General features: G+C 65.8%; 26 protein-coding genes. 14 read left to right on the top strand and 12 right to left on the bottom strand.

Going from position 1 to position 24,170, the window contains the following annotated elements; genetic code table 11:
- Nucleotides 1-88: 88 nt before the first annotated feature.
- From xseB to AC1Q64_RS20940, 4 genes are all read left to right on the top strand, one after another.
- Nucleotides 89-331: an exodeoxyribonuclease VII small subunit gene (gene xseB / locus AC1Q64_RS20955; RefSeq protein WP_056639486.1), complete on the top strand. Its 243-nt coding sequence runs from the start codon at nt 89-91 to the stop codon at nt 329-331.
- Nucleotides 328-1,302, top strand: a complete 975-nt coding sequence (locus AC1Q64_RS20950) for a polyprenyl synthetase family protein (protein WP_492252668.1) — start codon at nt 328-330, stop codon at nt 1,300-1,302. The genes xseB and AC1Q64_RS20950 overlap by 4 nt, the downstream gene beginning before the upstream one ends.
- 91 nt (nt 1,303-1,393) lie before the next feature.
- On the top strand, nt 1,394-3,289 hold the full coding sequence (dxs, locus tag AC1Q64_RS20945; RefSeq protein WP_291433944.1) for a 1-deoxy-D-xylulose-5-phosphate synthase: 1,896 nt from the start codon (nt 1,394-1,396) through the stop codon (nt 3,287-3,289).
- Between the two features lie 246 nt (nt 3,290-3,535).
- Nucleotides 3,536-4,618 (top strand): TRAP transporter substrate-binding protein, encoded by a 1,083-nt coding sequence (locus AC1Q64_RS20940; RefSeq protein WP_015015263.1) that lies wholly within the window; start codon nt 3,536-3,538, stop codon nt 4,616-4,618.
- Between the two features lie 529 nt (nt 4,619-5,147).
- On the opposite strand, the gene AC1Q64_RS20935 is transcribed toward AC1Q64_RS20940, so the two are convergent.
- The 3 genes from AC1Q64_RS20935 to AC1Q64_RS20925 form a co-directional block, all read right to left on the bottom strand.
- Entirely contained in the window at nt 5,148-6,935 is a 1,788-nt protein-coding gene (locus tag AC1Q64_RS20935; protein WP_492252667.1) for a TRAP transporter large permease, read from the bottom strand.
- 14 nt (nt 6,936-6,949) lie between these two features.
- The gene (locus tag AC1Q64_RS20930; RefSeq protein WP_291433938.1) at nt 6,950-7,570 is read right to left on the bottom strand and encodes a TRAP transporter small permease subunit; all 621 of its coding nucleotides are present in this window, start codon (nt 7,568-7,570) and stop codon (nt 6,950-6,952) included.
- A 182-nt stretch (nt 7,571-7,752) separates the two neighbouring features.
- Nucleotides 7,753-8,880: a substrate-binding domain-containing protein gene (locus tag AC1Q64_RS20925; protein ID WP_291433936.1), complete on the bottom strand. Its 1,128-nt coding sequence runs from the start codon at nt 8,878-8,880 to the stop codon at nt 7,753-7,755.
- A 63-nt stretch (nt 8,881-8,943) separates the two neighbouring features.
- Between AC1Q64_RS20925 and AC1Q64_RS20920 the strand changes: the two genes are divergently transcribed.
- From AC1Q64_RS20920 to AC1Q64_RS20905, 4 genes are all read left to right on the top strand, one after another.
- Complete coding sequence (locus AC1Q64_RS20920) at nt 8,944-9,681, top strand: ABC transporter permease (protein WP_492252666.1); 738 nt, start codon at nt 8,944-8,946, stop codon at nt 9,679-9,681.
- Nucleotides 9,678-10,406: an ABC transporter ATP-binding protein gene (locus AC1Q64_RS20915; protein WP_492252665.1), complete on the top strand. Its 729-nt coding sequence runs from the start codon at nt 9,678-9,680 to the stop codon at nt 10,404-10,406. The genes AC1Q64_RS20920 and AC1Q64_RS20915 overlap by 4 nt, the downstream gene beginning before the upstream one ends.
- 80 nt (nt 10,407-10,486) lie before the next feature.
- Nucleotides 10,487-11,323 (top strand): ABC transporter substrate-binding protein, encoded by an 837-nt coding sequence (locus AC1Q64_RS20910; protein WP_492252740.1) that lies wholly within the window; start codon nt 10,487-10,489, stop codon nt 11,321-11,323.
- A gap of 9 nt (nt 11,324-11,332) precedes the next feature.
- Nucleotides 11,333-12,166, top strand: coding sequence for a molybdate ABC transporter substrate-binding protein (locus AC1Q64_RS20905; RefSeq protein ID WP_492252664.1), 834 nt, complete (start codon nt 11,333-11,335; stop codon nt 12,164-12,166).
- An 87-nt stretch (nt 12,167-12,253) separates the two neighbouring features.
- On the opposite strand, the gene AC1Q64_RS20900 is transcribed toward AC1Q64_RS20905, so the two are convergent.
- The 5 genes from AC1Q64_RS20900 to AC1Q64_RS20880 are packed head-to-tail and all read right to left on the bottom strand — an operon-like array spanning nt 12,254 to nt 17,674.
- Entirely contained in the window at nt 12,254-13,951 is a 1,698-nt protein-coding gene (locus AC1Q64_RS20900) for an ABC1 kinase family protein (RefSeq protein WP_492252663.1), read from the bottom strand.
- Between the two features lie 15 nt (nt 13,952-13,966).
- Nucleotides 13,967-14,461 carry a DUF2269 family protein gene (locus AC1Q64_RS20895; RefSeq protein ID WP_492252662.1) on the bottom strand — a complete coding sequence of 165 codons (495 nt, stop codon included), beginning with the start codon at nt 14,459-14,461 and terminating at the stop codon, nt 13,967-13,969.
- The gene (locus tag AC1Q64_RS20890; protein ID WP_291433923.1) at nt 14,458-14,847 is read right to left on the bottom strand and encodes a DoxX-like family protein; all 390 of its coding nucleotides are present in this window, start codon (nt 14,845-14,847) and stop codon (nt 14,458-14,460) included. Before AC1Q64_RS20890 ends, AC1Q64_RS20895 begins: the two co-directional genes overlap by 4 nt.
- The gene (locus AC1Q64_RS20885) at nt 14,844-15,971 is read right to left on the bottom strand and encodes a saccharopine dehydrogenase family protein (protein ID WP_492252661.1); all 1,128 of its coding nucleotides are present in this window, start codon (nt 15,969-15,971) and stop codon (nt 14,844-14,846) included. The genes AC1Q64_RS20890 and AC1Q64_RS20885 overlap by 4 nt, the downstream gene beginning before the upstream one ends.
- Before the next feature lie 5 nt (nt 15,972-15,976).
- Nucleotides 15,977-17,674 (bottom strand): EAL domain-containing protein, encoded by a 1,698-nt coding sequence (locus tag AC1Q64_RS20880; RefSeq protein WP_492252660.1) that lies wholly within the window; start codon nt 17,672-17,674, stop codon nt 15,977-15,979.
- A gap of 200 nt (nt 17,675-17,874) precedes the next feature.
- On the opposite strand from AC1Q64_RS20880, the gene AC1Q64_RS20875 reads away from it, so the two are divergent.
- Genes AC1Q64_RS20875 through arsB form a run of 4 tightly spaced genes read left to right on the top strand, consistent with a single transcriptional unit; the run spans nt 17,875 to nt 20,314 of the window.
- Nucleotides 17,875-18,201: an ArsR/SmtB family transcription factor gene (locus tag AC1Q64_RS20875; protein WP_291433916.1), complete on the top strand. Its 327-nt coding sequence runs from the start codon at nt 17,875-17,877 to the stop codon at nt 18,199-18,201.
- Nucleotides 18,202-18,233: 32 nt separating this feature from the next.
- Nucleotides 18,234-18,737, top strand: a complete 504-nt coding sequence (locus tag AC1Q64_RS20870) for an ArsI/CadI family heavy metal resistance metalloenzyme (RefSeq protein WP_291433915.1) — start codon at nt 18,234-18,236, stop codon at nt 18,735-18,737.
- A 9-nt stretch (nt 18,738-18,746) separates the two neighbouring features.
- Nucleotides 18,747-19,253, top strand: a complete 507-nt coding sequence (locus AC1Q64_RS20865; protein WP_291433914.1) for an arsenate reductase ArsC — start codon at nt 18,747-18,749, stop codon at nt 19,251-19,253.
- A complete protein-coding gene (gene arsB, locus AC1Q64_RS20860) occupies nt 19,250-20,314 on the top strand; it encodes an ACR3 family arsenite efflux transporter (RefSeq protein WP_291433913.1) in 1,065 nt (354 codons plus the stop codon). Before AC1Q64_RS20865 ends, arsB begins: the two co-directional genes overlap by 4 nt.
- Before the next feature lie 4 nt (nt 20,315-20,318).
- Here the strand turns inward: arsB and AC1Q64_RS20855 are convergent, their stop codons facing one another.
- From AC1Q64_RS20855 to AC1Q64_RS20845, 3 genes are read right to left on the bottom strand one after another with little or no spacing between them, the layout of a single operon-like run.
- Complete coding sequence (locus tag AC1Q64_RS20855) at nt 20,319-20,552, bottom strand: DUF2798 domain-containing protein (RefSeq protein ID WP_291433912.1); 234 nt, start codon at nt 20,550-20,552, stop codon at nt 20,319-20,321.
- Nucleotides 20,549-21,148, bottom strand: coding sequence for a flavodoxin family protein (locus tag AC1Q64_RS20850; protein WP_492252659.1), 600 nt, complete (start codon nt 21,146-21,148; stop codon nt 20,549-20,551). Before AC1Q64_RS20850 ends, AC1Q64_RS20855 begins: the two co-directional genes overlap by 4 nt.
- A gap of 48 nt (nt 21,149-21,196) precedes the next feature.
- Entirely contained in the window at nt 21,197-21,661 is a 465-nt protein-coding gene (locus tag AC1Q64_RS20845) for a DUF2938 domain-containing protein (RefSeq protein ID WP_082565140.1), read from the bottom strand.
- A gap of 115 nt (nt 21,662-21,776) precedes the next feature.
- Here AC1Q64_RS20845 and AC1Q64_RS20840 point away from each other — a divergent pair, with 115 nt between their 5' ends.
- On the top strand, nt 21,777-22,223 hold the full coding sequence (locus tag AC1Q64_RS20840; RefSeq protein ID WP_492252658.1) for a helix-turn-helix domain-containing protein: 447 nt from the start codon (nt 21,777-21,779) through the stop codon (nt 22,221-22,223).
- A 149-nt stretch (nt 22,224-22,372) separates the two neighbouring features.
- Here the strand turns inward: AC1Q64_RS20840 and AC1Q64_RS20835 are convergent, their stop codons facing one another.
- Nucleotides 22,373-23,521: a helix-turn-helix domain-containing protein gene (locus AC1Q64_RS20835; RefSeq protein ID WP_492252657.1), complete on the bottom strand. Its 1,149-nt coding sequence runs from the start codon at nt 23,519-23,521 to the stop codon at nt 22,373-22,375.
- Nucleotides 23,522-23,698: 177 nt separating this feature from the next.
- On the opposite strand from AC1Q64_RS20835, the gene AC1Q64_RS20830 reads away from it, so the two are divergent.
- Nucleotides 23,699-24,169: a (2Fe-2S)-binding protein gene (locus AC1Q64_RS20830; RefSeq protein ID WP_056748178.1), complete on the top strand. Its 471-nt coding sequence runs from the start codon at nt 23,699-23,701 to the stop codon at nt 24,167-24,169.
- Nucleotide 24,170: the final 1 nt, after the last annotated feature.

Raw genomic sequence — 24,170 nt, 5'->3', positions numbered from 1 at the left:
CCCCACGGATCGGCCCCTGTCTGACACGGGCGCCACAGCGCTGCGCCTAAAATCATCGGTTTTTCACCCGCGCACTGCCGCCCCCTTCATGCCCAAGGCCCCCGCAACCCCCGCTCTTCCCGCCGAACCTGCCAGCTACGAGGCGGCCCTGGAGGAGCTGGAGCAACTCGTGGCCCGCATCGAGTCGGGCCAGCTGCCGCTGGACCAGATGCTGGCTGGCTACCAGCGCGGCGCCACTTTGCTGGCCTTCTGCCGCCACCGGCTCGATGCCGTGCAGGACCAGATCAAGGTGCTGGACGACGGCCAGCTGCAACCATGGAATCAGGAATGAGCGCGTTGCCAATGATCCCTTCGACGGTGGGGGGGCAGCCCCTGGATACGAACCTCTGGAGCCAGAACCACCTGGCCAATGTGGAACAGGCCCTGTCCCGTTGGGTGGGAGACGGTGCCCCGGCAGGGCTCGGCGACGCCATGCGCTACGCCGTGCTGGATGGCGGCAAGCGCCTGCGGCCGCTGTTGGTACTGGCGGCGTGTGAGGGCGCGCGCAGCGGCGCGTTGGATTCGGTGGCGTCTGATGTTGCGGTGGTTCACGCGGCCTTGGACGAAGCTGCCCTGCGGGCCGCGTGCGCGGTCGAATTGATTCACGCCTACTCGTTGGTCCACGATGACATGCCTTGCATGGACAACGACGTGCTGCGCCGTGGCAAGCCCACGGTGCATGTGCAGTTTGGCGAAGCCCAGGCTTTGCTGGCGGGTGATGCGCTGCAGGCCTTTGCGTTTGAATTGTTGACCCCCGACAACACCCTCATCCCTGCTGCCATGCAGGCGGCCCTGTGCCGGCTGCTAGCGCGGGCTGCGGGCTCGGCCGGCATGGCGGGCGGTCAGGCGATAGACCTGGCCAGCGTGGGCGTGGCGCTGACCGAGGCGCAACTGCGCCAGATGCACCGCCTGAAGACCGGCGCGCTGCTCCAGGGCAGCGTGCTCATGGGGGCACTGTGTGGTCACGCGGCACCCACCGCCTACCAAGCCCTGTCAGACTATGGCGCTGCCATGGGTCTGGCGTTCCAGGTGGTGGACGACATCCTGGATGTGGTGGCCGACTCGGCCACCCTGGGGAAAACGGCGGGCAAGGACGCTGCTGCAGACAAACCCACCTACGTGTCTTTGCTCGGGCTGGCGCGTGCACAGGCCTTTGCGCAGGAGCTGCTGGCCGAGGCCCATGCGGCCCTGGGGCGCAGTGGTTTGCCCGACACCCGTGCCCTGGCAGCCCTGGCGGACATGGTCGTGTGCCGCTCTCACTGAGCCCGGCCCTGGTCCCTGGCGACTCTCTCAATGTCCAAATGCCTGCTGGTGCTTGAATTTCTTGCGCTGGTAGCTATCAAAAGAATAGTCAATGTCCACGACATCCTTTCCTCTGCTGCAGACCATCAATGACCCGGCAGACCTGCGCCGGCTCTCGCGTGCGGACCTCAAGGTGCTGGCGACCGAGTTGCGCGAGTTCGTGCTGCAGAGCGTCTCCCAGACCGGTGGCCACCTCAGTTCCAACCTGGGCACGGTGGAGCTGACCGTGGCCCTGCACCATGTCTTCAACACCCCCGAAGACCGCCTGGTGTGGGATGTGGGCCACCAGACCTATCCCCACAAGATTCTGACGGGCCGTCGCGACCGCATGCACACGCTGCGCCAGATGGGCGGTATCTCGGGCTTTCCGCAGCGGGCCGAGAGCATTTACGACACCTTTGGCACGGCGCATTCCAGCACCAGCATCTCGGCGGCGCTGGGCATGGCTCTGGCCGCCAAGCGCAAGGGCGACAACCGCCATGCGGTGGCCATCATCGGCGACGGCGCGATGAGCGCTGGCATGGCTTTCGAGGCGCTCAACAACGCGGGCGTGGCCGACTGCAACCTGCTGGTGGTGCTGAACGACAACGACATGAGCATCAGCCCGCCCGTAGGCGCGCTCAACCGCTATCTTGCGCAGCTGATGAGCGGTCAGTTCTACGCCGCCGCCAAGAACGTGGGCAAGACCGTGCTGCGCCCCGTGCCGCCCCTGCTCGAATTTGCCAAGCGCTTCGAGCAGCAGGCCAAGGGCATGGTGGTGCCCGCCACGCTGTTCGAGAAATTCGGCTTCAACTACATCGGCCCCATCGACGGGCACGACCTCGATTCGCTGATCCCCACGCTCGAGAACATCAAGAGCTTGAAGGGCCCGCAGTTCCTGCACGTGGTCACCAAGAAGGGCCAGGGCTACAAGCTGGCCGAGGCCGACCCCGTGGCCTACCACGGGCCCGGCAAGTTCGACCCCTCCGTGGGCCTGACCAAGCCCGCCACGCCCCCCAAGCAGACCTTCACCCAGGTGTTCGGCCAGTGGTTGTGCGACATGGCGGCGCAGGACCCGCGCCTGGTGGGCATCACGCCCGCCATGCGCGAAGGCTCGGGCATGGTCGAGTTTGAAAAACGCTTTCCGGACCGCTACTACGACGTGGGCATTGCCGAGCAGCATGCCGTCACGTTTGCCGCAGGCATGGCCTGCGAAGGCGTCAAGCCCGTGGTGGCCATCTACTCCACCTTCTTGCAGCGGGGCTATGACCAATTGATCCACGACGTGGCCCTGCAGAACCTGCCTGTGGTGTTTGCGCTGGACCGTGCTGGCCTGGTGGGTGCCGACGGTGCCACGCACGCAGGCGCTTATGACATCCCGTTCGTGCGCTGCATTCCGAACATGAGCATGGCCTGCCCCGCCGACGAGCGCGAATGCCGCCAGTTGCTCAGCAGTGCGTTTGAACAGGACCACCCAGTGGCCGTGCGTTACCCGCGTGGTAGCGGCGCGGGTGTGGCGCCGCTGGCAGCGCTCGATGGCCTGCCGTTCGGCAAGGGCGAGATCCGCCGCGAGCGCAAGGGTGATGCGGACGGCAAGGCGCCCCGTATTGCCATCCTGGCGTTTGGCACCTTGCTGTATCCCGCGCTGGAGGTGGGCGAGGCGATCGATGCCACCGTGGTCAACATGCGCTGGGCCAAGCCCATCGATGAGGCCTTGCTGCGCGAGGTGGCGGAGCGCCACGACGCTCTCGTGACGGTGGAAGAGGGGGCCATCATGGGCGGCGCGGGCAGCGCAGTGACCGAAGCGCTCAATGCCATGGGCATCGTGCGCCCCTTGCTGCAGCTCGGGCTGGGCGATGTCTTCATCGAGCACGGTGACCCGGCCAAGTTGCTGGCGTTGCAGGGGCTGGATGCAGCGGGTATCCGCGCATCGATTGCAGCGCGGTTTTTGCCTGGCAGCACGGTCTGAAACGGGGCGGGCAGCAGGCGGCGCATCGCGCTGGCCTGTGCGTGCGGTGATGGCTTTTGCGCCGCTGTCGCGCAGATGCTTGCAGAACCCTGAAGGTGTATGTTGGGGTCTGAAATTTCGCGGGAAAACCCGCAAAAGTCCTGGGGGTCATGTTCCTACAATGGTCCCGGCTGAAACATGTCCTTGGTCGGCCGTGCACAACGCGTGCGCACCAAGTTTTGCAATCAATATATCGGAGAGAACCTCATGGATCGTCGTTCAATCATCAAGCATGCTGGCATTGCCGGTGTGCTGGCTGCAGGCGCTGCGCCCGCCGTCCACGCCCAGGCTGCCATTCGCTGGCGTCTGGCCTCCAGCTTCCCCAAGTCGCTGGACACCATCTATGGCGGCGCTGATGTGTTCTCCAAGGCCGTCAAGGCCATGTCGGGCGGCAAGTTTGAAATCTCCGTGCACGCTGGTGGCGAGCTGATGCCTCCCTTCGGCGTGGTGGACGGCGTGCAACAAGGCACCGTGGAAATGGCACACACCGTGCCTTACTACTTCTACGGCAAGAACCCCGCCTTCGCGCTCGGCTCTGCTGTGCCGTTTGGCTTCAATGCCCGCCAGATGAACGCCTGGATGCTGCATGGCAACGGCCGCAAGCTCATGAACGAGTTCTACGGCGGCTTCAACATGATCAGCTTTGCAGGTGGCAACACCGGCACGCAGATGGGTGGCTGGTTCCGCAAGGAAATCAAGTCGCCTGCCGACTTCAAGGGCATGAAGATGCGCCTGGGTGGCGGCCTGATCGGTGAAGTGATGCAGAAGCTGGGTGCTGTGCCCCAGAGCATCCCAGGCGGCGAAATCTACCAAGCCCTCGAAAAGGGCACGCTGGACGCCGCCGAGTGGGTGGGTCCATACGATGACCAGAAGCTGGGCTTCAACAAGGTCGCTCCGTTCTACTACTACCCCGGCTGGTGGGAAGGCGGTCCTGAAGTGGACTTCTTCGTCAACCAGAAGGCGTTTGACGGCCTGTCGGCCGAGAACAAGGCCATCATCGAAGCCGCAACCAACGTGGCCCACGTGGACATGCTGGCCAAGTACGACGCGCTGAACCCCACGGCCTTGAAGCAACTCGTGGCTGCCAAGACCAAGGTGCTGCCTTTCTCGCAAGCCGTGATGGACGCTTCGTTCAAGGCTTCGATGGAAGTATTCGCCGAGAACGACGCCAAGAGCCCCGAGTGGAAGAAGATCTACGCCGACATGCGCGCCTTCCAGCGCGACCAGATCCTCTGGTTCCGCTTTGCCGAAGCCCGCTACGACACCTTCATGTCCGCACAAAAGATCTAATTGCATGGCTGCGGCGCAAGCCGCATGGCATGACCGATCAAATAACCCGCCCGGTTCGCCTGGCGGGTTTTTTTGCGTCCTGTCTCATGGGGCTCGTCGTTGGAGCAGAGGTGGTTGAGGTGCAGAAGGGGTGCTGGACCAAGCGGCGATAAAAGAGTTGCCCCTGGCAGCCCTGAACGGCGCCTGCGGCACGATCCTCCGGCTGGAGCGGGCCCTGATTCCAACGTTGTCGGCACCAGAGCTTCGTGCCATGTTGAGCTCTATGGAGAGCCTGCTGGCGAACTCCCGCAAGGCGATTGAGAGGTTCGTATGGAGTGCCTCCTCAGTGCGGTGCGGTGTACAAGCTATGGGCCAGGTCAATTGCAGTGGCTCTGATCATCGCGCTTGTACAGCAATTCGTTGCCTGTTTGTGTCCGTGGTCTGTGGCGCCACCGTATCCGGAACGCCCATGAAAAAAGCCCCGGCAGAGGGCATCTGCCAGGGCTTCTCGTGCCTCAGAGGCTGGTCAACAGCCCCTGTTGGGTTCAGATCACTTTTTCTCGTTGGCCAGCGAGTCCTGCAGGGCCTTGAGTGGGTCGTCTGCAGCGGGGGCTGCAGCGTCTCCAGGGGCTGCTCCAGCGCCTTCCATACCGGCTGTGGGGTCGGTCGCCTCGGGGGCTCCGGCCGCGTCGGGCATGGTGGCTTCCATTTCCATGCGGACCTTGTCCAGGTCGTAGACCTCTTCCTTGTCCAGACCGCTGGAGACGATGCCAGGGAAGGCGATGATCAGGCCCACCATCATCAGCTGGATGATCAGGAAGGGGATCGCACCCCAGTAGATCTGGGGTGTCGTCACCGGCGCAATCATCTTCTTGGTGACCTTGTCCAGGTACTCCTTCGCCGGGGCCACGCTGCGCAGGTAGAACAGCGCAAAGCCGAACGGGGGGTGCATGAACGAGGTCTGCATGTTCACGGCCAGTAGCACACCGAACCAGATCAGGTCAATGCCCAGCTTGTTCGCCACCGGGGCCAGCAGTGGCACGACGATGAACGACAGCTCAAAGAAGTCCAGGAAGAACGCCAGGAAGAACACCATGATGTTCACGACGATCAGGAAGCCCAGTTGGCCACCGGGCAGGCCGGTCAGCAGGTGTTCCACCCACAGCGGGCCATCCACGCCCTGGAACGTCAGGCCGAACATGGTGGCACCCACCAGGATGAACACCACAAAACACGACAGCTTGGTGGTGGTGGTCACGGCCTGCTTGAGCAGCGAGAGGGTCAGGCGGCCGCGGATGATGGCCATGATGCCCGCGCCCAGTGCGCCCATGGCGCCGCCTTCGGTGGGGGTTGCAACGCCCAGGAAGATGGTGCCCAGCACCAGGAAGATCAGCAGCAGCGGGGGGATCAGCACAAAGGTCACACGCTCTGCAGCGCGGGACAGCAGGCCCAGGCGGGTGATCTTGTTGATGCTGGCGACCACGAAGGCCAGGGCCACGCCAAAGCACATGGCCACCACAATGGTCTCGTCCAGCGCCACGCGTTCCACCGTCTCGCCCGACCACCATGTGTGCAGGGCGGGCATGTTCTTGGCCACATACATCGATGCGGCCACGCAGATGCCGGTCAGGACCAGCAGGGAGGTCACACCGCTCTTGCCGTTGTCGTCACGCAGCGTACGTGCTTCGGGCGGGATGGCAGGCACCCACTGGGGCTTGAAGACCGCCAGCAAGATGACATACAGGGCGTAGAAGCCGGTGAGCATCAGGCCGGGCAGGAAGGCGCCCTTGTACATATCGCCCACGCTGCGGCCCATCTGGTCGGCAATGATGATCAGCACCAGCGATGGAGGAATGATCTGCGCCAGTGTGCCGGATGCGGCAATCACGCCTGCAGCCAGTCGGCGGTCATAGCCGTAGCGCAGCATGATGGGCAGCGAGATCAGGCCCATCGAGATCACCGACGCGGCCACCACGCCCGTGGTGGCTGCCAGCAGCGCGCCCACAAAGATCACGGCCAGTGCCAGGCCACCCCGGATGGGGCCAAACAGCTGACCAATGGTGTCCAGCAGGTCTTCCGCCATCCCGCTTCGCTCCAGTATGAGCCCCATGAGCGTGAAGAACGGAATGGCCAGCAGGGTGTCGTTCTGCATGATGCCGAAAATGCGCAGCGGCACGGCTTGCAGCAGCGCCTCGGGCAATACGCCCAGCTCGATACCAATGAAGGCGAAGAACAGTCCGCAGGCGCCCAGGCTGAAAGCGACCGGGAAACCCACCAGCAAGAAGCAGATGAGCCCCGCGAACATGATGGGGGCGAGGTTGTGAGTGAGAAATTCCATGGTGTGTGCTCCGCTCAGACGGCCTCGGTCTTGTTCTTGCCGTTGCCCTTGGCCGCTTCGGCCAGGTTGCGGATGGATTCAGCCAGTTCTTCCTCGGCCGTCTTTTCGACCTTCTTGACCGTGGGATCTTCGATCAGGCCTTGCAGGAAGCCCAGGCGCTTGATGAGTTCGGAAATACCTTGCAGCCACAGCAGCGTGAAGCCCAGGGGCATCATCAGGTACACGGGCCAGCGGATCAGGCCGCCAGCGTTGTTGGACATTTCACCCGACGCCAGGGCGCGCGTGAAGAACGGAACCCCGTACCAGAGCACGGCCAGGCACATGGGCGTCAGGAAGACGATGTAGCCGAACACGTCGATCCAGATTTGCGTGCGCTTGGAAAAGCGGCTGGAGATCACATCGACCTTGACGTGCTCCCCTTGCAGCAGCGTATAGCCGGCCGCCAGCAGGAACGATGCAGCGAACAGATACCACTGCACTTCCAGGAACGCGTTGGAGCTGATGTTGAACGCCTTGCGCACCACGGCATTCACGCCGCTGATGACCGTGGAGGCCAGGATCAGCCAGACCACGTACTTGCCGACCTGGGTGTTAAGCCAGTCGATCCCTCTTGATAACTTCAATAGAGCCTGCATGGTGTCTCCAATAAAAAGGCTGTGTGTGCGAGATGCCTGTCCCCCGCGCGGGTAGGCGCTCGGGCTGGGCACACGTTGACGACGGCGCGATTCTACGGAGCACTGTAGGCGGAGTCTGACAGCAGCGTGACGGTGTTATCCCGCAGCGTTTGCTCATTCTTTAGCTATCAAAAATGCAGCAATTAGGGTTTCTGCCTAGGCGCTGAAGCGCGTTTTTTTCGCGCAAACTGCCACCAGGGCAGCACCGTGCTCATGGCCAGCACCTCACCGCAGTGCCAGGCGTTGTAACCCGGCAGGGTGGCCATGTGCGCCAGCCACTCGGGCGTCTGCAGCAGGGTGCGCAGCGCCAGCGTTGCCGGCTGGTCCAGGCTGGCTTTCAGGCAGGCCAGGTGGTAACGCTCATGCACCAGGGGCACAAAGTCCAGCCCCCGCGCGCGGGCCGCCAGCTCAATGCCCATGCCGACGTCGGCAGCCCCTGCAGCCACGGCCTGGGCAATGGCGGTGTGTGAGGGTTCGTTGAGGGCGTAGCCCACGATGCTCTGAGGGTCCATGCTGGCCTGGGCCAGCAGGTCGTCCAGCAGCACGCGCGTGCCCGAGCCCAGCGGGCGGTTGATGAAGCGGGCGCCGGTGCGCGCGACATCGGCCAGGCTGTTCAGGTCCAGCGGATTGCCGGGCGCCACGATGAGCCCCTGCGTGCGCTGCGCAAAGCCGATGATCTTGTGCAGCCCCGGCTGCAGCAGTGGCTGGTAGGTGCGTGCGGTGAGCGACTGCGCGGCCGCGTCCGCCACGGTGTGAAAGCCGGCCAGGGTGCAGCGTCCCTCGTTCAGCGCACGGATGGCGTCCACGCTGCCCGTAAATCTGATGTCGAGGTGCAGTGCGCCCACATCGGTCTGCGTTGCCGCATGGGCACGCAGCGCCGCCAGCGCATCGTCATGGCTGGCATACAGGGTGAGCACGTGGGCGTTGGGGTCAAACGCCACGGCAAACGCGCGCTCCAGGTCGGCGTGCAACGCCGCTATCTGCGGTGCCAGACGGGCCTGGGCCTGGCGTTCGGCCCACAGCAGCTTGCTCCCAAATTCGCTGAGCTGCGCTGACTGGCCCTTGCCCCAGATGATCAGTTCGCCGCCCAGTTGGTCTTCCCAGCGTTTGAGGGCGCCCCAGACGTGGCGGTAGGACAGATCCAGCGCGCGCGCTGCGCCCGATATGGAGCCGCGCTCGGCCACGGCCTGCAGCATTTCGGGCAGCGGGTTGCGGATGAGTGCATTGCCCGCATCGCGGCTGAGTGTGTAGTGAAGTTGGACCCTATGCACGGGATTTCATATCGCTGGATATTGGATGGGTGCCTACGATAGCCCAAACCGATCCCCTGGCCCATGTCTACCCTCACCGAAAGCGCGAGCACAGCGCTTGAACTCACCCTCTCAACCGACCCGGTCCTCTGGACCATCGTGGGCCGCTCCTTGTCCGTCAGCGCCACCGCCTGTGTCATGGCCTGTGGCGTGGGCCTGGTGCTGGGCGCCTGGCTGGGTGTGGCCCGCTTCGTTGGTCGCGGCGCAGTGCTGGCCGTGCTCAACACCTTGCTGGCTGTGCCTTCGGTGGTGGTCGGGCTGGTGGTGTACCTGGTGCTGTCACGCAGCGGGCCCCTGGGCTCGCTGGGCTGGCTGTTCAGCTTCAAGGCCATGGTGCTGGCGCAGGCCATTCTGGTGCTGCCCGTGGTCACTGCGCTCACGCGGCAGACGGTGGAAGACGCCGAGCGCGCACATGGCGAGCAACTGCGGTCGATGGGCGCCGGGCCGCTGCTGCGCAGCCTGCTGCTGGCCTGGGATGAGCGCTATGCGCTGCTCACGGTGCTCTTGGCTTCGTTTGGCCGTGCGATCTCCGAGGTGGGCGCGGTGATGATCGTAGGCGGCAACATCGACGGCTTCACACGGGTGATGACCACCGCCATTGCGCTGGAGACCAGCAAGGGCGACCTGCCGCTGGCGCTGGCGCTGGGCATGATCCTGCTGGTCGTGGTGCTTGCTCTCAATGTGCTGATCGCTTTGGTGCGCCGCTGGCGTGAACGGGTGGATGGCTCTGCGTCCAGCACGCCGGTGGGGGTGGCAGCATGAGCGAGCCATTGCAAAACCCCTGGGTTGATCTGCACCAGGTGACGGTGCGCTACGGTCGCGTGCAGGCGCTGGACCAGGTCACACTGCGCATCACGCCCGGCGAGCGCGTGGCGCTGGTGGGGGCCAACGGCAGCGGCAAAAGCACCTTGCTGCGCGTGCTGCATGGCCTGGCCGACACCCACGCGGGTGGTCTGCAATGCGATGCCTTGCTGCGCCAGGCCATGCTGTTCCAGCGCCCGCACATGCTGCGCACCAGCGCCCAGAACAATGTGGCCCTGGCCCTGTGGCTGCGCGGCACACGCTGGCGCGATGCGCGCCCCAAAGCCCTTAATGCCTTGCAGCGGGTAGGCCTGCAGGACATTGCTGCGCAGAATGCGCGCACCCTGTCGGGCGGCCAGCAGCAGCGTGTGGCGCTGGCCCGTGCCTGGGCGCTGCGGCCCGACGTGCTGCTGCTGGATGAGCCCACCGCCAGCCTCGACCCCCACGCCAAACGCGAGGTCGAGGCCCTGATGGCCGACTTTGCAGCCAGCCACGGCGCGGCCGGCCCGGCGCACCCGGTGACCATGGTGTTCAGCAGCCACAACCTGGGCCAGGTCAAGCGCCTGGCCAGCCGCGTGATCTACATGGAGCACGGCCGTCTGGTGGCGGACTTGCCCGTGCACGATTTTTTCAATGGCCCCTTGCCGGAGGCCGCCCGTCTGTTTGTCAAAGGAGAACTGGTATGACGAGAATTGCCCCCCACGCTCCCCGCTTCGTGTGGTCGCTGCCCCCCAAGAGGACTTTTTCCTCCTGGCGCGGCCTGGCGATGAAAAGTTTCAAGCCTTTTTACGCGGTAGCGCTAGTGTCCAAAGCGGTGGCAGCTATTTTTTTGGTAGCGTCTGGCTCTGCGTTCGCGCAGAGCATCACCATGGCGTCCACCACCTCCACCGAGCAGTCTGGCCTGTTTGGCTACCTGTTGCCCGAGTTCAAGAAGGCCAGTGGCCTGGACATCAAGGTGGTGGCGCTGGGCACCGGCCAGGCGCTGGACATGGCGCGCCGGGGTGATGCCGATGTGCTGTTTGTGCACGATCAGGTGGCCGAAGAAAAGTTTGTGGCCGATGGATGGGGCGTGAAGCGCTACCCGGTGATGTACAACGACTTCATCCTCATCGGTCCCAAGAACGACCCGGTGGGCACCAAAGGCAAGGACATCGTGCAGGCCCTGCAGAAGCTGTCTGCCGCCAATGGCAACTTCATCTCGCGCGGCGACAAGAGCGGCACCCACGCGGCCGAGCTGCGCTACTGGAAGCTCGCCGGTGCCGACGCCGCAAATACCTTAAAAGGCAGCGGCTACAAGGAATGCGGCTGCGGCATGGGCCCTGCGCTCAACATTGCGGCATCGAGCGGCGCCTATGTGCTGGCCGACCGTGGCACCTGGCTCAACTTCAAGAACCGTGCGGACCTGGCTGTGCTGGTGGAGGGCGATACCAGGCTCTTCAACCAGTACGGTGTGATGGCGGTCAACCCGGCCAAGCACCCGCATGTGAAGACGCAAGAGGCGCAGAAGTTTGTGGACTGGATCGTGTCGCCCGCTGGCCAGACAGCCATTGCGGGCTACAAGATCGGCGGCGAGCAGCTGTTCTTCCCGAACGCAGCGCAGTGAGCGGCCTCTATGGCAACCCGTTCACAGGCTGCGTTAGCTGCGGCGGCCACCGGTCTGGCCTGGGCCCTGGCCGGTTGTGCGGTGGCGCCCGCCAAGGCTCCCATGGCTGACGCTGCTCCCGTGCAGGTGTACGCCGCCGGCAGCCTGCGTGAGGCTTTCACCGAGATCGCGCGCGACCACGAGGCCCGTACGGGCCAGAAGGTGGCGCTGACCTTTGGCGCCTCGGGCCTGCTGCGCGAGCGCATTGAAAAAGGCGAGCCCGCACAGGTCTTTGCTTCGGCCGACACCGACCACCCGCAGCGCCTGGCGGCCCGGGGCGGTTGGCAAGCGCCTGTGGTTTTCACGCGCAATGCGCTGTGTGCGCTGACCAGCGAGCAGATCCGCGCCACCCCTGACACCTTGCTGGCAACTATGCTGCGCAGCGATGTGCGCCTGGGCACCTCCACGCCCAAGGCCGACCCGTCGGGCGACTACGCCTGGGCGCTGTTCCGCCAGGCCGACCAGCTGCAGCCAGGTGCCTATGCCCAGCTGGATACCAAGGCCCTGAAGCTCACCGGCGGCGCGGATTCGCCCAAGCCGCCTGCGGGCCGGGGTACCTATGCCTGGGTGATGGAACAGCGCCAGGCCGATGTGTTTTTGACCTACTGCACCAACGCAGTGGCCGCCCAGGCCGAGGTGCCGCGCCTGCGCGTGGTGCAGCTGCCTGCGGCGCTGCAGGTGGGCGCTGCGTATGGCCTGACCGTACGCGCCGACGCGCCCGCTGCTGCGCAGGCGTTTGCCAGTGCGCTGCGCCAACCGGCCGCCCAGGCAGTGCTGCAGCGAATGGGGTTTGGGCAGCCCTGACCGCGTTGCAGTCAGTTGACGTAATGCGGGCGCACACACCCGCGACTGCCCACCTGGTGGGGCGGCGCGGCGTGTTTTTTGCAGCGCTCAGTCGTCATCGCGGTGATGGCTGCTGCGCCAGATGGCACGCACCAGCCACAGGCCACACACCACGGCACCAAAGAACCCCAGGAAGCCGAACGCTGGCAGGCCGAACAGCGTGGGCCCGCCTTTCACGGTCATCACGATGGACGAGCCGATGATGAGCGCGGCAATCACCAGCGCCATCGCCAGCCGGTTGGCCGACCGGTCGATCTGGTCGCCCACGCGCTTGAGGTGGGCCAGCTCGATGCCCACCTGCAGGTGCCCGCGCCGCGCATTGCGCAGCAGCCGCCCGATGTCGTCCGGCAACTGCTCCACCGTGGCCAGCGCGCGCCGCAAGGTGCTCCAGGCCCGCCCGGCCAGCACCTTGGGCTCGTAGCGCTCGCGCACCACTTGCTTGAGCAGCGGCAGGGCTTCGGTGGCCATATGGAAGTCCGGGTCCAGGTTGCGGCCCATGCCTTCGAGCGAGATGAAGGCCTTGATGAGCAGCGCCAGGTCGGACGGCAGGCCCAGGTGGTGCTCGCGCAGGATGGCTGTCACGTCGGCCAGCATCTGCCCCAGGCTCAGCTGCGCCAGCGGCACGCCGTGGTACTGGTCCACAAAGGCCTCGATCTCGGTTTCGAGCTGGCCCAGGTTCAGGCCCTGCGCGTCGCCCGTCCAGTCCAGCAGTACGTCGGCCACGGCCTGGGGCTGGTGTTCGACCAGGCCCAGCAGCAGTTGCAGCAGCTCGTCGCGCCGGCGCTGCGACAGGCGGCCCACCATGCCGAAGTCGATGAAGGCAATGCGGTTGCCGGGCAGGTAGAACACGTTACCGGGGTGCGGATCGGCGTGGAAAACGCCGTCCTTCACGATCATCTGCAGCACTGCCTGCGCGCCCCGCTGCGCCAGCACGGTACGGTCAAACCCTGCCTCGGGCGTTAGCGCGGCCAGGACGCCGCCGGGTGTGCCGTCGATGAAATCCTGCACGTTGATGCGCTCGCGCGTGTAGGCCCAGTGCACGCGCGGGATCACGATGTGGGGCAGCGCGGCCATGTTGGTGGCAATGCGCTCGGCCTGGCGGCATTCGCCGGCCAGGTCCAGCTCGCGGCGCAATGAGCGCGCGAACTCGCGCACCAGTTGCTGGGGCCGGTAGGGTTTGAGCGCGGGCAGCTCGGCCTCGGCCATCGCTGCCAGGCGCTGCAGCAGGCGCAGGTCGGCATGGATGGTGTCTGCAATGCCGGGGCGGCGGATCTTGACGATGACCTCGGTGCCGTCGTGCAAGCGGGCGCGGTGCACTTGTGCAATCGAGGCTGCAGCCAGTGGCGTCGTGTCGAACCAGGCAAACACCGCTTCGGGCTCGTCGCCCAGGTCCTCGCGCAGTTGCGGGCGCAATACGTCGATGGGCACGGCGGGCACGTGGCTGTGCAGCTTTTCGAACTCGGCAATCCACTCCGGGCCAAACAGGTCGGCCCGGCCCGCGAGGATCTGGCCAAACTTGACGAACGCGGGGCCCAGCTCTTCGAGTGCCAGCCGCACCTGCACGGGCGGCTCCACGCGGGCCAGGTCTGCCGCGTGGGTCCAGTTCAGCGCCTGGCCCGCGCGCTCCAGCCGGTCGGCCAGGCCCAGGCGGCGCACGGTGTCGCCAAACCCGTGGCGCACCATCACGCCCAGGATTTCCTTCAGGCGCCCCAGGTCGCGGGCAGTGTCCAGGGTCTCGATCAGCATGGGGCGATGATAGGTTCAGAAGTTCAGGGTGGGTTTGTTCACCATCAGGTAGAACACCACGGCCATGGCCGCGAAGGCCGGGTAGCCCAGGGCCTCCCACCAGCGGGCGTAGCGCCAGTACAGGGGCGGCAGCACGCCGTCGCCTTGCGCGGACTGCGCCGCCTCTGCCGTCTCTATCGCCATGTCGCGCATGCGCAGCTGCAACCACACCACAGGCAGCCAGCAGGCACCGGCCACCAGGTACAGCGCGATGGACACCGCGAGCCACGGCGTGCTCCAGGGCAGGCCGGCCATGGCCGCCATGGCCAGCCCCGTGGCGGGTTGGATGAACACCGTGGGCGTGGTGAACCACCAGTCCGCCCGCACCACCAGTCGCGTGACCACCGCCTGTGCCTGCACATTGCCGCTGCGGTTGGTAAAGAACATGTAGAACGCAGAGCCCAGCCCGGTGCCCACCAGCAGCACGCTGGAGATGATGTGCAGCCATTTGAGGGTGAGGTACAGGCTCATGGCTGGGGTGGTGTAGCGGGCGTGTCTTGCAGCAGCGCGAGCAGGATCGCGGCGATGGGCAGGTTTTTAGTCAGCGGACCCAGCGGGTGCAGCCACCAGGACGGATCAACGAAAGTAGCCAACAGCGTCATTGCCCCCATGAGCAGTAACGCCGCCAGGTACACGGCCCTGCCGGGCCGCCAGGCCATCCACAGGCCAACGAGGGCATCGGCGGTGGCGCCCGCAAGAATCAGCACGTGGGCCAGCCCTGGGCTGCTCCACGCGGCGGGCAGGCTGATCAGCAGTGCGCGGCTTTGCCCGTTCAGTTCAACCACGCTGACGATGGCCGTGGCCAGCCATACAAACACCAGGCTCCAACGCAGCAAGGCATGGGTAGCGGGTGTCATGTTTCCTCCACGATGTCTGTCACCATGCCCCACTTCGCAAGCTCGGGGGCAAAGGCCTCCAGAGTAAGCAGGCTGGTGCTGGTGTGCGCGCCTGTGGGCAACGTGTGCCCGGCCGCCAGTTGGCGGGCCAGCAGGATGGCGGCCATGCAGGGGATCTCGGGGCCGTGGTCGTGGTCTGCGGCAATGTGCCATGCGCGGCGGCGGGGCTGGCCCTGTCCATCGGCACCTGCCACGCGCACCACCATGCCGCCCAGTGGCGTGCCCAGAAAGTCCAGCGCGCCGCCCATGTGGTGCATCAGCCAGGCCAGCTTCTCAGGATGGGGTAATACGCCCCAATGGCGCAGCGCTGCAAGCGTGGCGAAGACTCTCTGTGCCAGGCCCACCTCCAGCGCGGCGCGGAAGGTGACGCGGTCGCGGGCTTTGTAATGGGCCGGGAAAATCTCCAGATCCGGGATGTCGCAGACCGCCCCCAGGCGCGGGCGCAGCCGCTGGAACCGGACCGCTGTGGGCTGCGCCCAGCCCCGCTGCAGCTGCCAGCGGCCACCATCCCACACTTCGATGGGCAGGCCACAGTAGCTCAGCACCGCCGCCAGCGTGGCCTGACCCCGTGGCGCCCTTTGCGCGGGGGCGATGCAGATGTCGATGCTGTCGATGCGCTGCCAGCCAGCGCACAGGTGGTCAATGACGGCCGACGACAGCGCGGGCACCGTGCTGGCCCCGGCGACAGCAGTGCGCCCCGCGCTGGCGAATGCCGCCTGCATCGCAGCTGGAAAGTCGCACACAAAGCGTCTGCCGTCGGCCAGGTCGATGTAGTGCGCGCCCGCCTCGGCGGCTGCCTGGGCCACGTTGTAGGCCTGTGCTTGGAATGGGCCGGCCGTGTGGATGACCAGATCCACACCCCAGTGGCGCAAAGTGGTGACCAGGCCCGGCGCCTGGTGGTCCAGGGCGACCCCTTGGGTGCCATGGCCCAGGGAGGCTGCCAGGGCCTCCGCCTGCGAGGCATTGCGGCCAGCCACGAGCAGGGCAATGTGGTGGCGCGTGGCCGTGTCGCCAACCAGTGCGCGGCAGATGCGTGCGCCAAAGTTGCCGTACCCGCCCAGAACCAGGGTTGTGAGGGCTGTCATGTTGGTCAGGTCCCCGGGGCCCATGGCTGGCCGGGCTGCGTGGGCATGAAGGATGTATCGCTGCCCTTGCCGCTGCCGGGTGGGTGCAGCAGTGCCTGAAGGGCTGCGCGCTGCGGCTGTAGTTGTGTGTGGTGCCAGTTGGGTACGTCGGGTGCCGCAATGGGGCGGCTGAACAGGTAGCCCTGGATGTGGTGCAGCCCGGCGGCTGCGAGGGCTCGCAGTTCTTCCGGTGTCTCCACGCCTTCGACCACCACCGACAGGCCCAGGTCTCGCGCCAGGGCGTTGATGTGCCGCAACAGCTTCTGGCGGCGCCGGTCCTGCGGCAGCTTGCGCACAAACAGGCGGTCGCACTTGATACCAGCAATCGGCAGCTCGGCCAGCATGCCCAGGGACGAATACCCTGCGCCAAAGTCGTCCATCAGTACAGCCACTCCCAGGGTGCTCAGCGCGCGGATGGCCTCCACCATCTCGGGGCCGAGCGCAATGATGGCGTGTTCGGTCATTTCAAGTTTGAGGGCACGCGGGGGCAGGGCACGCTGGGCCAGCTGCAGGCTCAGCCAGGGTGCAAAGCTCTCGTGCATGAGCGTGACCGGCGCCACATTGACACTGATGCTCACTGTGTCCAGCCCCCGTGCCCGCCAGCTGCGCAGGTGATCGAGCGCGTTGCACAGGATCATGCGGTCCACCTCTGCCGTCTTGCCTTGCAGCTCGCAAACCAGCAAAAAAGTCTCGGGGTTGATACGGCCCAGGGTGGTGTCGGTCAGGCGCAGCAGGGCCTCCAGCTGCACTCCGCTGCGCTCGGTGTGGACGATGGGCTGGAAGTGCAGCGCCAGGTTGTCGGGGTGCAGCAGGCGGTCCAGGTGGTCTGCAATCAGCGACTGCTGAATGTCGCTGCGGGCGTTGTGGGCTACCGCCGATGTGCGCATCATCGACAGCCCTCGGCGCAGCAGCTGCTGGCGTCCTGCATCCGACCGCAAGTTGCTCAGATGCTCCATGGCCACGGCCATCGCAAACACCAGCACGATGAAGAGCAGCGCAGCACCGTCGGACGCGCCCTCGGGGTCGCCCAGGTGCATGGCAAAGGTGTTGACCAAAAGCCAGTGCAGCACCAGGATCGCGCCGCCACAAAGCAACTTGTCAGCCCAGGTCTGGGATCGGTACCGGGGGGTGAGCACGCTGAGCTTGGCGGCGCGGTGACGGATCGCGCAGTAGCACGAAATACCCGTGGCGATGCCCAGCGACAGCACGGTGGCCAGCCCGTTGATCTGCGCAAAACTCTGCACATGGCTGCTGGTGATGGTGAAGTGCCCCGCCAGCGTGCCCAGCGCCAGCCAGGCGCTGGCCAGCGCGATACGGCGTTTGCTGGCGCTGGTGCTGAGGGTGGGAATGGTGAGCCGCGCACTCACCACCATGATGACCAAACCGCTGAGCGCTGGCACCAGCTCCAGCACATGATGCGACAGCTCGGTGTACATGAACAGGCCCACCACATCCAGCGCCCACACGATGGAGCCAATACACAGTGCCGCATGCGATGCGCTGATGCGGCGGCTGGAGGGGTCCACGGAATACGCTGTGTGTTCCACCAACTGCTGGCACACGTGCACGACCAGTGCCGCAAAAACCCAGAACAGCAAGCTCTGCAGCAGTGGCGGAAACCCCACCACAAACACCTGCATGGCGCCTTGCCAGATTGAAACCATATCGTCCACGTGCTCCCGCCCTTTTTTGATTGCGGGTCATCATACGACTGCGCGGCAGGGCCAAAGAGCAACGGCCTGTAAGGGGGGCGGCGGGTACGTGCTCCGGGGCGCTTCCTGGCCATCGCGGGAGTGTGTGGCCTTTCAGTGCAGTTTTTGGAGTGTTATTTTCAATAATTCAACAATTGTTGTATTATCGATGCATGCAAGAAACCGACGTCGTCCGAGCCCTCGCAGCCTTGGCCCAGGAGGTCCGCCTGCGGGTCTTTCGAGCGCTGGTGGTGGCGGGCCCTGCGGGCCTCACGCCAGGTGACCTGGCCGCTCAGCTGGAGGTGGCGCCCAACACCCTGTCCTTCCACCTCAAGGAGTTGTCGCATGCCGGGCTCATCAGCCAGGAGCGGCAGGGCCGCAACCTGATCTACCGCGCCGCATTCGACACCATGAATGGGCTGCTGGCCTACCTTACCGAAAACTGCTGCGAAGGCCAGACCTGTGCCCCTGCCGGCGCGGCTGCGTCCTGCCACTGCTGACCGTTGCTGACCGTTGCCCCAAGGAGAACCCCATGAAACGCTTCCACGCCCATGTGCATGTCGATGACCTGGCCCAGAGCATCGCCTTTTATTCCAAGCTGTTTGCCGAGGCCCCCACGCGGGTGGAGGCCGACTACGCCAAGTGGATGCTGGAGGACCCGCGCGTCAATTTCGCCATCTCCACCCGGGGTGCCAAACCAGGGCTGGACCACTTTGGCATGCAGACCGACGATGCCGCCGAGCTGGCTGAACTGAAGACCCGCGCCGAGGCCGCCGACATGGCCCTGCTCGATGAAGGCCGCACCACATGCTGCTATGCCCGCAGCGAAAAGCACTGGGTGACCGACCCACAGGGCATTGCGTGGGAACACTTTCACACCTTGGGCGACATCCCCGTCTTCAACGAAGCCCCACCGTCCGCTGTCGTGGGTGCCTGCTGCGCGCCTGCGGCGGTGGCAGCCCCTGCGGCTGCCGCCCCTCGTGCGGCGTGCTGCGGCCCGGCCACAGCCACAACCCCCAAGGCCAGCTGCTGCTGAGGGGGCCCCATGACAGCACTGAACGTTCTTTTCCTGTGCACCCACAACTCGGCCCGCAGCATCCTGGCCGAGGCCTTGCTCAACGACATGGCGCCAGGCCGGTTCCACGCGTACTCGGCGGGCAGCAGCCCGCGCGACAACCAGCAACCCAACCCGCTGGGCCTGGAGGTGCTGCGCGCCGCTGGCATCTCGACCGAAGGTCTGCGCAGCAAGGGCTGGGACGAGTTCGCCGCTCCCGGCGCCCCGGCCATGGACCTCATCATCACCGTCTGCGACAACGCGGCGGGCGAGGTCTGCCCCATCTGGCCCGGCCACCCAGCCACTGCGCACTGGGGCTACGCCGACCCGTCCGAAGGGGAGGGCTCGGACGATGAAAAACGCGAGGCTTTCCGCAAGACACTGCATGCCATCCACCAGCGGCTGGAGTTGCTGATCAACCTGCCCGCCGACAAGCTCGAAAAGACCTTGTTGCAGCACACGGCGCGCGAGCTGTCTCGCGCAGCCGCCACGCCATGACGGTGCAGTGCGAACCGGCCGGTGCGCCCGCCCCGGCCCCCATGAGCGTGTTCGAGCGCTATCTCACCGTGTGGGTGTTGTTGTGCATCGTGGTGGGTATCACGCTGGGGCAGTTCTTCCCCTCGGTGTTCCAGGCCGTGGGCCGTATGGAGATTGCAAAGGTCAACCTGCCCGTGGGCTTGCTGATCTGGGTGATGGTCATCCCCATGCTGGTGAAGGTGGACTTTGGTGCACTGGGCGAGGTGCGCAAACACGCCCGGGGCATTGGCGTGACGCTGGTAGTGAACTGGCTGGTCAAGCCGTTTTCGATGGCGTTTCTGGGCTGGCTATTCATCCGCCACTGGTTTGCGCCTTACCTGCCGGCCGACCAGCTGGACAGCTACATCGCTGGCCTCATCCTGCTGGCGGCCGCACCGTGCACCGCCATGGTTTTTGTATGGAGCCGTCTCACCGGCGGCGACCCGCTGTTCACGCTGTCGCAGGTGGCGCTGAACGACAGCATCATGGTGATCGCGTTTGCGCCGCTGGTGGCGTTTTTGCTGGGCATCTCGGCCATCACCGTGCCGTGGGACACCTTGCTCACCTCGGTGGTGCTGTACATCGTGATTCCGGTGGTGCTGGCCCAGTGGTTGCGTCGGTCGCTGCTGGCCAAGGGGCAGGCGGTGTTCGATGCCGTCATGGCGGGCATGGGGCCCTGGTCCATTGCGGCACTGCTGGCCACGCTGGTGCTGCTGTTTGCCTTTCAGGGCCAGGCCATCCTGCAGCAGCCGCTGGTGATTGCGCTGCTGGCCGTGCCCATCCTGATCCAGGTGTTTTTCAACGCGGGGCTGGCCTACTGGCTCAACCGCGCGGTGGGGGAAAAGCACAGTGTGGCCTGCCCGTCGGCGCTGATCGGTGCCTCCAACTTTTTCGAGCTGGCGGTGGCCGCCGCGATCAGCCTGTTCGGCTTTCACTCCGGCGCCGCGCTGGCCACCGTGGTGGGCGTGCTGATCGAGGTGCCGGCGATGCTGCTGGTGGTGCACATCGTCAACCGCAGCAAGGGCTGGTACGAGCGGGCGTAAGCGCTCAACCCTTGGCGGTGGTGGTGAGCAGCGCCACCACCTTGCGGGCCAGTGGGGCCGCCAGCATCACTGCCGGGAAGGCGAACAGCCATCCGGTGAGCCATGCGCCCGCCCAGAGGCTCACCCAATCCTGCTGGGGCTGCAGAGCGCGAAAGGTGGAGATACCCGCCACCAGCAGCGACATCACCCCGGACAGGATCAGGCTGAACAGTACCGGGCCATAGCGGGCCGGGATCATGCTGCAATTTCCTCTCCGGCCTGGCGCGCAGCCACACCGCCCAGACGCTGCAGCGTCTCGGCGAAATGCTGGCCGAACATGCGGGCGGTCCTGGTGTCGCCGGGCACAAATGCATCGGCTGCCGCCCCGTGGCCCGCCTGCGCCATCAGGCCCGACCAGGAGCCCAGCCGGTTGGCCGCCTCGTCGTAAGGCGCCCCGGCATGCTGCTCGGGCAGGGTGGGGTTGCCCACCCACACCATGCCGTGCTGCATGGCAAACACCCACATCGACATCAGCGTGGACTGCTTGTCGCCCGCCGGCAGCGACGACACGGTGAAGCCCGCCGCCAGCTTGTTCTTGAGCTGCTGCGTTTTCCAGAGGCGGCCGGTGGCATCCATGAAGGTCTTGAACGGCCCGGACACCCCACCCAGGTAGGTGGGCGAGCCGAGGATCAAACCGTCGTAGCGCAGCAGGCGGTCGGGCGCCTGCGCCAGGTCTTCGGCCCGGACCAGTTCAGCGAGGACGCCCGGCACGGCGCGTGCGCCGTCGAGCACATGGTGGGCAATGTGCGCGGTGTGGCCGTGGGCGCTGTGATAAACGATGGCAATGTGTTGCATGGTGTGGGTTCCTTGGGAGTGATTTCGGGGGAGAAGGCGCGGGGCAGGTCAGCGTGAAATCAGTGCGATGACCAGCGCGGAGAGATAGAGGCCCAGGCCAAACACGGTGTGGTTGGCCAAACTGCGCAGGCAGTTTTTGAGCGGGGTGGGCGTGCGCGATGCCGCAAAGCCCGAGCCCATGGCAGGCTGCATGACCAAGAGCGGCGCCGCCACGGTGCCCATGCCCACGGCCAGCGCGGGCCACAGGGTGGGGCTGTGGACCCAGGCAGCGCCCTGCAGGGACAGCAGCACCCCGGCAAAGGCCACGCCCACGGCGTAGTGCGTGAGCCAGCCCCAGGCCAATTCTCCCCGGACCGGGGCCGCCTTGGCGATGGCCGCGTGGGCGACTTGCCCGCGCACCAGGTGACCCACCCAGCGGCCGATGAAAGCGAAGTTGAGCGTGGGCACCCCCAGCCTTTTGAGCAGCAACAGCCAGGCATCCATGACGGCGGTGGCGCCGATGCCCAGGAGCATTGCGAGCGGAATGTCTTGCAGTGAGAGAGTCATCAAAACACCTCGGAAAGTTGACGGGAGAAGGTTTTGAACGGAATATAGAAGTTCAAGTCAACTTGAGGTCAAGAGGTTTTTCATGGACATTGCCGAAGTCGCCAAACGCTCCGGGCTGCGGGCGTCCACGTTGCGGTATTACGAAGAGAAGGGCTTGATCCAGTCGGTGGGGCAACCCGGCGAGCGCCGCCGGTTTGCGCCCGGCGTGATGGACCAGCTGGCGTTGATTGCGCTGGGGCAGTCGGCCGGGTTCTCGCTGGACGACATCCGGTCAATGTTCTTGCCCAGTGGCGAGCCGAACATCGACCGGCAGTTGCTATCGGCCAAGGCGGACGAACTCGACACCATGGTCAAGCGCCTCAAGGCCATGAGCAACGGCCTGCGGCATGCAGCCGCCTGCCCGGCCGAAAGCCATGCCCAGTGCCCGTCCTTCCAGCGCCTGCTGAAAGCCGCCGCCGATGGAGCGCTGGAGCGCCAGCAGCGGCGCAGCGCGCAGCCGGTGGTGAGGCTGCGCCGGCCGCGTGCCTGATCGGCCCAACGCGCCCTGCTTTATGGGTGATTTGATTGCTATTTATTTGATAGCTATTCAGGCATATTGCACTAGCGCTATCGGCCAATAAGGCTTGAAATGGAGTCGCCGGGTGCCGGCACGGCGGTGTGGGCAGCGGCGCGGGCCCGTCACCCGCCTTTGGGGACGCCCAGCTTGCGGTACACCGTGGCGCGGCTGATGCCCAGCGCGCGCGCCGCCTCGGCCACGTTGCCGCGCGCTTCCTGCACCGCGCGGCGGATCATCGCGACTTCGGCCTCGCGCAGCGGGGCGGGCGCCGGTGCAATACCTGGCACCGCCGCCGTGTGGGTGTCGCCCACGTTGCGGGCGTGTGCGGGCAGCTGTGCCAGGGCATGCAGCCGCAGGCCCGACCACAGCGGCAAATCCAGCGGCTCCCTGCGCTGCTGGCGGGCCGCGTCGAACAGCATGGTCCAGGGCATGGCCAGCAGGTCGCTGCAGTGGGTGCGGGCGCCGGGCAGGCCGGGCGCGCGCAGGGGCTGCGGCACCAGTTGGCGGGCCATGCTGTTGGCGCCCACCACGCAGCCATCGGCGTCCAGCGTCAGCAGGCCGTCGCCTTCACCGCCCAGTGGGCAGCCCGGCCAGTTCACGCGCAGCAGCAGGGCGTGCGGCAGCTGCAGCAGCAGTGCGTCTTCCATGGCGCGGGCCGACCGGGCCACCAGGTGGCGCAGCTCGGGCCGTTCGGGCACATCCACGCCCGTCAGGTCCAGCATGCCCACGCATTGGCCCTGGGGATCGAACAGCGGCGCGCCAGCGCAGCTGTAGCTGCTGTTGTCGTCAAAAAAATGCTCGCCCCGATGCAGCCACACCGGCTGCAGCTCCGCCAGGGCTGCGCCGATGGCGGTGGTGCCCACGGCGGCTTCCGACAGGTCAATGCCCACGCGGCCGATGGCACTGGCACGGGGGTCGCTCTGATCACAATGGCCCTGCACATCGACCACGATGCCGCGGGCGTCGGTCAGCATGGCGAAGTAGCGCATGCCCGCAATGGCCCGGGTCAGCTGCTCCAGCACCGGTCGGGCCGCGCGCAGCAGGTGGTGGTTCTGATCCTGGCTGTGCCGTAGCGAGGCGGCACTGACGGCGTCAAAAGCAACCCGCCGTGCGGGCTCCAGCCCGCGCGCCAGGCAGCGCTGCCAGGACCGCGCAATCCAGGGCTCCACCTCGGCGCGCACGGGCGCAGCACCGTCCGTCAGCAGGCTCTGGCGCGCCTGCGCAATCAGCGCGTGGCGGTCAGCAGCGGGGTGGGGCGCGGAGATCAGCATGGTGAATAACTTCTGGAAGTCTGCATGATGCGCCGGTGTGCAGTGCAGCATGTTTCATTTTGAGAATATCCAGCCAGGGGCTCGGAAAATCTAGGGTTGTCCCTAGGGATGGGTGGTGGGGCGCGGCAGATGATGCGCGAGGTCAGTCCAGCCAAAACCATTCCAGGAGACAGCCAGATGCAAGTCCAGTTCACGGTCAACGGGCGCGCTGCCAGTGTTGACGTTCCCCCCAATACCCTGCTTGTGCATGCGCTGCGAGAGCACCTGCTGCTCACCGGCACCCATGTGGGTTGCGACACCAGCCAGTGCGGGGCGTGTACGGTGCATGTGAACGGCCGGGCCGTCAAATCCTGCGCCATGCTGGCGGTGCAGGCTCAAGGGGCCGAGGTGACCACCATTGAGGGCATGGCCACCCCTGACGGCACCATGCACCCCATGCAGGCCGCATTCAAGGAGTGCCATGGCCTGCAGTGCGGCTTCTGCACCCCGGGCATGGTAATGAGCGCCGTGGACCTGTGCAAGAACCACCCCAACGCCAGCGAAGGCGAGATCCGCGAGCTGCTGGAAGGCAACATCTGCCGCTGCACCGGCTACCAGAACATCGTGCGCGCAGTGCAGGTTGGCCAGAAGGCCATGGCCGGCGCCTGAG

This window comes from Acidovorax sp. GW835-FHT14G06 (assembly GCF_058793595.1).
The sequence above is the reverse complement of the archived record's forward strand: the minus strand, read 5'-3'. Positions and strand labels throughout refer to the sequence as shown.